8 protein-coding genes are annotated in these 6,957 nt (G+C 44.8%); all 8 read left to right on the top strand.

Annotation, left to right across the window (positions count from 1 at the left end; genetic code table 11):
* Positions 1-1,452, top strand: a 1,452-nt coding sequence (locus QZZ35_RS08010; RefSeq protein WP_291236927.1) for an ABC transporter substrate-binding protein, incomplete at its 5' end; no start/stop codon positions are given.
* A gap of 7 nt (positions 1,453-1,459) precedes the next feature.
* Positions 1,460-2,449 (top strand): ABC transporter permease, encoded by a 990-nt coding sequence (locus QZZ35_RS08005; protein WP_291236926.1) that lies wholly within the window; start codon positions 1,460-1,462, stop codon positions 2,447-2,449.
* On the top strand, positions 2,449-3,273 hold the full coding sequence (locus QZZ35_RS08000) for an ABC transporter permease (RefSeq protein WP_291236925.1): 825 nt from the start codon (positions 2,449-2,451) through the stop codon (positions 3,271-3,273). The genes QZZ35_RS08005 and QZZ35_RS08000 overlap by 1 nt, the downstream gene beginning before the upstream one ends.
* 8 nt (positions 3,274-3,281) lie before the next feature.
* On the top strand, positions 3,282-4,220 hold the full coding sequence (locus QZZ35_RS07995) for an ABC transporter ATP-binding protein (protein WP_291236924.1): 939 nt from the start codon (positions 3,282-3,284) through the stop codon (positions 4,218-4,220).
* A complete protein-coding gene (locus QZZ35_RS07990; protein ID WP_291236923.1) occupies positions 4,210-4,812 on the top strand; it encodes an ABC transporter ATP-binding protein in 603 nt (200 codons plus the stop codon). Before QZZ35_RS07995 ends, QZZ35_RS07990 begins: the two co-directional genes overlap by 11 nt.
* A gap of 109 nt (positions 4,813-4,921) precedes the next feature.
* Entirely contained in the window at positions 4,922-5,608 is a 687-nt protein-coding gene (locus QZZ35_RS07985; RefSeq protein ID WP_291236922.1) for a tRNA threonylcarbamoyladenosine dehydratase, read from the top strand.
* Between the two features lies 1 nt (position 5,609).
* Positions 5,610-6,554, top strand: coding sequence for a leucine-rich repeat domain-containing protein (locus QZZ35_RS07980; protein ID WP_291236921.1), 945 nt, complete (start codon positions 5,610-5,612; stop codon positions 6,552-6,554).
* 12 nt (positions 6,555-6,566) lie between these two features.
* Positions 6,567-6,957: DUF2201 family putative metallopeptidase (locus tag QZZ35_RS07975; protein WP_330635626.1), on the top strand; the 391-nt coding region annotated here is incomplete at its 3' end.

The following is a 6,957-nucleotide window of genomic DNA, read 5'->3' as shown; positions in this document are numbered from 1 at the left end:
TGTATGGGATGGGGGCATGGAACGACGCCTCTTGTGCAGAGCACTTTGGTGGAATATAAACAGGATATGTCTTTTAGGAATGATCTGGCAACAGAATATCATTTATCCGAAGATGGTCTTGTATGGACATTTAAGATTCGAGACGATGTAAAATTCACAGATGGGGAGGCATTGACCGCTTCCGATGTTGTATTTACATTCAATACGGCGAAATCAAGTCAGTCTTCTCTGGATCTGACCTTTATGGACAAGGTTGAGGCTCCGGATGATGTGACAGTTATTTTTACTTTGAAAAAACCAACATCCACTTTTTTAAACACGGTAGCAACGGTCGGCATTGTTCCGGAACATGCTTATGATGAGGATTATGGTATTCATCCGATCGGTTCGGGACCTTTTAAATTTGTCCAGTGGAATAAACAGGAACAGTTGATTTTGGAGGCCAATGAGGACTATTACGGAACGGTTCCGGCTATGAAAAAGGTGATTATTGTATTTCAGGACGAGGATGCGGCATTTGCGGCGGTAAAAGCGGGACAGGTGGACATCGGACTGACAGCAGCAACGCTGGCAACAAATGAAATTGAAGGATATAAAGTTGAAGCGATTACGACGGTTGATAACCGGGGCTTAACATTGCCTGTTTCCCCGGCAGAAGGAAAAATGACAGAGAGTGGCTATCCCTATGGCAACGATGTGACATGTCATATTGAGATCCGTCAGGCACTGGCTTACGGTATTGATCGGGAGATGATCGCGGATGCTGCTTTAAATGGCTTTGCCACGCCATGTTATTCGGAAAATGATGGTTTTCCGTGGAATAATCCGGAAGTTAAGATTGAGACAGATGCCGATTATGCAAAACAGTTATTGGCAGATGCCGGATGGGCCGATACGGACGGTGATGGTATTGTTGAGAAGGATGGCCTGAAGGCAGAGTTTACCTGCCTTTATCCGAGCGGAGATTCGGTTCGTCAGGCAATAGCCATGGCCGCAGCAGAACAGGCGAAAACTTTGGGAATCCTTATGAATGTGGAAGGAACAAGCTGGGATGACATTTCAAAGCGAATGTTTTCCGAGGCTGTATGTATGGGATGGGGTTCATCGAATCCATATACGACATATTGTCTTTTCCATACAGATAACATGCTGAAAGATGATTATTATAATCCGGAAGGTTATTCAAATCCGGTTGTTGATGGATACCTGAATGGGGCTATGGAAGCATTGACAGTGGAAGAAGCAAATAAAAACTGGCAGCTTTCCCAGTGGGATGGTACAACAGGCACGGCCATGAAGGGCGACTGTCCATGGGTATGGCTGGTAAATATTCAGCATTTATACTATGCACGAGAAGGATTAAATATTGGTGAGCAGCAGCTGCATGCTCACGGTTCTTCTATGCCATTGCTTCAAAATTTGAAAGATTGGACATGGGAGCAGGAGGAGTGAAAAATTTATGAGAACAAGCAGCCGCATAGCTCGACTGTTTATTGAAAATATTTTGAAAATGGTGCTTTTGCTGTTTGCAGTCAGTATCATTGCCTTTGTGCTGGTGAATTATTCACCTGTTGATCCGGTACAGCAATATGTTATTGGCGTTGGAGGTGTCTCTCCGGAACAGAGATTACAGTTAGAAGAATACTGGGGTGTCAATGATCCGCCGGTTGAGCGATATATGAACTGGCTGTCAGCATTGATGCACGGAGATTTTGGCACTTCTCTATTATACAGAAGACCGGTCATTGATATTATCGGGGAGCGTTTTGTCAATTCATTTGCTTTGATGTTGTGTGCATGGCTTTTTTCAGGAATTATCGGGTTTATACTGGGTTGTGTGATGGGCATGAAAAAGGATGGCATCGTTGATCGGATGGTTAAAAAAATCTGCTATATTCTCAGCAGCGTACCTACATTTTGGCTGGGACTTATTTTTCTGTTGGTGTTTGCTGTTGAACTCAAATGGTTTCCTCTTGGATTTTCGACACCGATCGGCATGCTGGATGAAGATGTCACGATATGGCAGAGACTGCATCATTTGTTCCTTCCTGCTTTGACCTTGAGTCTGATGTCCTTTGCAAATATTGCGTTACATACGCGGCAAAAATTGATCGATGTTTTAGAAAGTGAATATGTATTGTTTGCAAGGGCGAGAGGTGAAAGTGAATTTTCAATTCTTCGACGGCATGGATTGAGAAATATTATTTTGCCTGCCATAACTCTCCAATTTGCTTCTTTTGCGGAGCTTTTTGGCGGTTCGGTCATCGCTGAGAATGTTTTTTCCTATCCGGGTCTGGGATCAGCAGTGGCAGCGGCGGGGTTAAATTCGGATGTTCCGCTTCTTTTGGGGATTACATTATTTTCTACGCTTTTTGTTGCAGTGGGCAATATGATCGCCAATACATTGTACGGCGTGATTGATCCGCAGATTCGGGAGGCAGAAGATTGATGAAGAAGATAAATCGAAGAACAAAAGTGATTATTTTTACAATAATGATTGGGGTTATTATCATTGGAGCTTATATTGCGGGGATTCTCATACCGGACAGTGGGGTTGCTCCGGATTTTTCAAATACAAAATTGCCTCCGTCTTTTAGTCATCCTTTTGGGACAGACTGGCTGGGAAGAGATTTATTTTTGAGAACATTAAAAGGATTATCGATCAGTCTGACGATTGGGATCATGGCCTCATTGATCAGTGGGGCGGCAGCCGTATTGATCGGTATTGCGGCGGCTATGGGTTCACGAAGGATAGATGGAATCATCAACTGGTTCATTGACCTGGTTATGGGAGTTCCCCATACGATCCTGATTATATTGATTTCCTTTGCCTGCGGAAGGGGTATGAAGGGACTTTTATTGGGTATAGCCGTTACACACTGGACAGGACTTGCCCGATTGATCCGGGGAGAGGTACTTCAGCTTCGGAATCAGCAGTATGTGGCCGTATCAAGGAAATTGGGCAAATCCGGTAGTTGGATTTTAGTGCATCATCTTTTGCCCCATCTTTTACCCCAGTTTTTTGTCGGTCTTGTACTCATGTTTCCCCATGCCATTTTGCACGAAGCGGCCATTTCATTTTTGGGTTATGGGCTGCCGCCGGAACAGCCGGCTATCGGTATTATATTATCGGAGAGCATGAAATATTTATCTGCGGGAATGTGGTGGCTTGCGGTATTTCCGGGGGCATTGCTCGTATGCATTGTACTGTTAGTGGATCGGCTTGGGGACAATCTCCGCATGATCATTGATCCCTACAGTGCACAGGAATAGGAGGATTTATGGAAGAGAAGAAACAGCCTTTGCTTGAAATCGAAGACCTTTCTGTGACTTTTAAAATGTATGATGGGGGAGCACTTGAACAAAAACAGCTTCAGGTGATCTCCTCATTGAGTGTGACGGTCTATCCGGGTGAGATTTTGGCGATCGCAGGTTCCTCCGGTTCGGGAAAAAGCTTACTTGCATCGGCAATTTTGGGAATTTTACCGGGAAATGCAGAAGTCGAGGGAAGAATGATCTATGAAGGAAAGCCAATGACACCCGATATGCAGAAAAAACTGAGGGGAAGCGAGATCGCACTGGTTCCCCAATCGATTGCCTATCTGGATCCACTGATGAAGATAGGAAAGCAGGTTGACGGACATAAAAAGCCATATCCGACACAGAAACGGAAAGGTTTGTTTAAACGTTTTGGATTGCCGGAAAAGACACCTGAGTTATATCCCTTTCAATTATCCGGCGGCATGGCAAGGCGTGTGCTTGTGTCGACTGCGCTTGTTGAAGATGCAAGGCTTTTGATTGCGGACGAGCCGACACCGGGAATGAGTCTGGATCAGGCCAAAGAGGCCCTCTCCATGTTTCGTCAGATGGCGGATGAGGGTAAAAGTGTTATACTGATCACCCATGATATTGATCTGGCTTTTGACGTTGCAGATCGGGTGGCGGTTTTTTATGCGGGAACGACGGTGGAATGTGCCCCGGCAAATGATTTTAAAACAGGGCCTGAAGCTTTAAGACATCCTTATAGTAAAGCTTTATGGAGAGCATTGCCACAAAATGATTTTGAACCGATTGAGGGATTTCAGCCTTATGCGGGAAATTTGCCGAAGGGTTGTCTTTTTGGGCCAAGATGTTCCTGTAAGACAGCCGAATGTGAAAATTCAGTTCCGCCGATGCGCGAGATCCGGGGAGGGGAGGTACGGTGTATCCATGCAACTTGAGGCGATTGATGTCAGTTTTCGATATGATAAAAAATCTTCCTGGGTTTTAGAACATCAGAATTTTAAAGTTGAAAGGGGCGAGTGTGTCGGATTATTTGCTCCGAGCGGTTATGGAAAAAGTACACTTGCAAAATTACTGGCCGGTTATCTCAAACCATCTTCCGGACAGATTTTATTGGATGGGAAACCGTTGCCCAAAAAAGGAATTTGTCCGGTACAATTAATTTATCAGCATCCGGAGAAAGCAATCAATCCAAGATGGCGGTTAAAAAAGGTGCTTGAAGAGAGTGGGTCACTCCAGCCGGATATCTTACATTCTTTCGGCATTCGGGAGGAGTGGCTGGATCGTTTTCCGAGGGAATTATCCGGGGGTGAACTGCAAAGATTTTGTGTAGCCAGAGCTTTAATGAGCGGTGCGGATTTTCTGATCTGTGACGAGATCAGCACCATGTTAGATGTCATTACTCAGGCACAGATATGGAATAAAATTTTAGATGAAGCAAAGAAAAGAAATATGGGAATTGTAGCAGTTACGCATAACAAGGCATTGGCCGATCGTATCTGTACAAAAGTCTATGATTTGTCCAGATAGGGGGCAGGTCCCGGGACATTTTTTAAGTCTCGGAACCTGTCCCTTAGCTACTTTCTTTTTACTTATAAATATGGTATGATAAACAGGATGTGAGTTAGGAGGGAAAGAGATGGAGGAAAGATTTCAGAGGACTGAAATGTTGATTGGTGAAGAGGGATTGAAGCGTCTTTCTGAAAGTCATGTGGCAGTGTTTGGTATCGGCGGTGTCGGTGGATATGTGGCGGAAGCGCTGGCCCGGTGCGGTGTTGGTGAAATTACGCTGGTGGATCGGGATGTGGTCAGCATGTCGAATTTGAACCGCCAGATCATTGCCCTGGAGTCGACTGTCGGCCGGATGAAGACACGGGTAATGAAAGAGCGGATTGAAGATATTTGTCCGGATACGGTCGTGCATACACGCGAAGTTTTTTTCCTTCCGGAGAACAGTCATACATTCCATTTTGAGGACTATGATTATGTGGTGGATGCGGTGGACACGGTTACGGCTAAGATTGAGATTTTAATGAGGTGTCGGGAATCGGGGGTTCCTTCGATCAGTTCTATGGGAACGGGGAACAAGATGGATCCTTCCAAACTTCAGGTGGCGGATATTTATAAAACGTCGATGTGTCCTCTGGCAAAAGTTATGCGGCATGAGTTAAAAAAACGGGGTGTTAAACATCAGAAAGTTGTTTTTTCTACGGAAGAACCTGTGGCAAATCACCGGACGCCGGGAAGCATGTCCTTTGTTCCGGGAGCAGCGGGACTTTTGATCGCATCAGCGGTTGTCAGAGATTTGCTTGGAAAGGAAGCTTAGCATGGAATTTAAATTTGAAATAGATGCAGATGGAAGTGCAAAACTTATTGAAGCTTTAGGGGAGGATGAAGTTTTAACGATACCGGACACATGGGACGATCACCCGGTCCGTGTCATCGGTGAACGTGCCTTTTACGGACGTCGTGAAATCCGTCGTGTGCGTCTCCCGAAATATTTAAAAAAACTGGAAGCGTATGCCTTTGCCGAATGTCGATTTCTTGAACAGATTGAATTGCCGGAGGAGACAGAGTCCATCGGAGATTACGGATTTTATAATTGTATACGGATGAAACGGATCGAACTTCCGGGGACGATCACCCGAATGGGTTACGGCGCCTTTCGAAATGATACGGACCTTACCGATATTCATATCCATGTGGATCAGGGAATGGAGAGCAGGGTGAACGTCATTTTGAGTGAGACGAATTTTGAACAGACGGTGACGTTTCATTATAATGACGGCAATGAATCCCAGCTTGTTTTTACAGAATTTTTTTATGAAGAAACGGCCAACGAGGAAGCCCGTCAGTTTAATCACAGAACTTACGGTACAGGTACGCTTTACAGAAACTGTGTCAGCGGCATCGGTATTGATTATATGAAATATGATGCGCTTTTTGATCTGGCTATTCACAGAGATGAGCCAAAGACGGTGATGGATCTGGCACTGAAACGTCTCAGTCACCCTTATGAGCTTAGTGAGACGGCACGGAAGAAGTATGTGGAACACTTAAAATCCATGGGCGGGCAGGTGCTTTTGTATCTGATCGAGACAAAACGATGGAATCTTTTTCCTCTGCTTACGGAGGGAGATGTGATCCCAAAAGAAGTTCTGGATCAGGGTATTGCTTATGGTCAGAAAAATGGCATTGCTGAATTTGTCAGCATGCTGATGCAGTATAAAAATACCCATTATTCTTCAATGACAAAATCTTTTGAGTTATAGGAATGACTTTTAATGAATGAGATAAGAGAGAAAATTAACCGGGTAGGTATTCAGATATTGACGGCCTCCCGAAATGAAATATATATGTCCATGCGCTATTTTGATATTGCATTGAGCGCATTGGATTATGAGATGAATCTGAGTACGAAGTCGATCGGCACAGACGGATTTAAGATTTTATTTAATCCCAGCTGGCTTGTGAATAGCTACCGGGAGTGGCCCCAGGATGTAAACCGGGTCTATGTCCATATGCTGATGCATAATATTTTCCGGCATATGACCGGGCGTATGGAGCGGGATGAACAATTGTGGAATCTTTCCTGCGATATTGCGGCAGAATCCCTTGTGGATCATTTTGATGCGGTGTGCGTCAAGCGGGTCATCAGTGACGAGAGGGAAGCCT

Origin of the sequence: Frisingicoccus sp., from assembly GCA_016298055.1 — a bacterium.
GTDB lineage: Bacteria > Bacillota > Clostridia > Lachnospirales > Lachnospiraceae > Frisingicoccus.
This window is presented reverse-complemented; position numbering and strand designations above follow the sequence as displayed.

Coding starts and splice junctions, on each gene's coding strand:
- QZZ35_RS07995 (WP_291236924.1), top strand. CDS start 3,282: ATGGAAGAGAAGAAACAGCCTTTGCTTGAAATCGAAGACCTTTCTGTG.
- QZZ35_RS07985 (WP_291236922.1), top strand. CDS start 4,922: ATGGAGGAAAGATTTCAGAGGACTGAAATGTTGATTGGTGAAGAGGGA.
- QZZ35_RS08000 (WP_291236925.1), top strand. CDS start 2,449: ATGAAGAAGATAAATCGAAGAACAAAAGTGATTATTTTTACAATAATG.
- QZZ35_RS07990 (WP_291236923.1), top strand. CDS start 4,210: ATGCAACTTGAGGCGATTGATGTCAGTTTTCGATATGATAAAAAATCT.
- QZZ35_RS08005 (WP_291236926.1), top strand. CDS start 1,460: ATGAGAACAAGCAGCCGCATAGCTCGACTGTTTATTGAAAATATTTTG.
- QZZ35_RS07980 (WP_291236921.1), top strand. CDS start 5,610: ATGGAATTTAAATTTGAAATAGATGCAGATGGAAGTGCAAAACTTATT.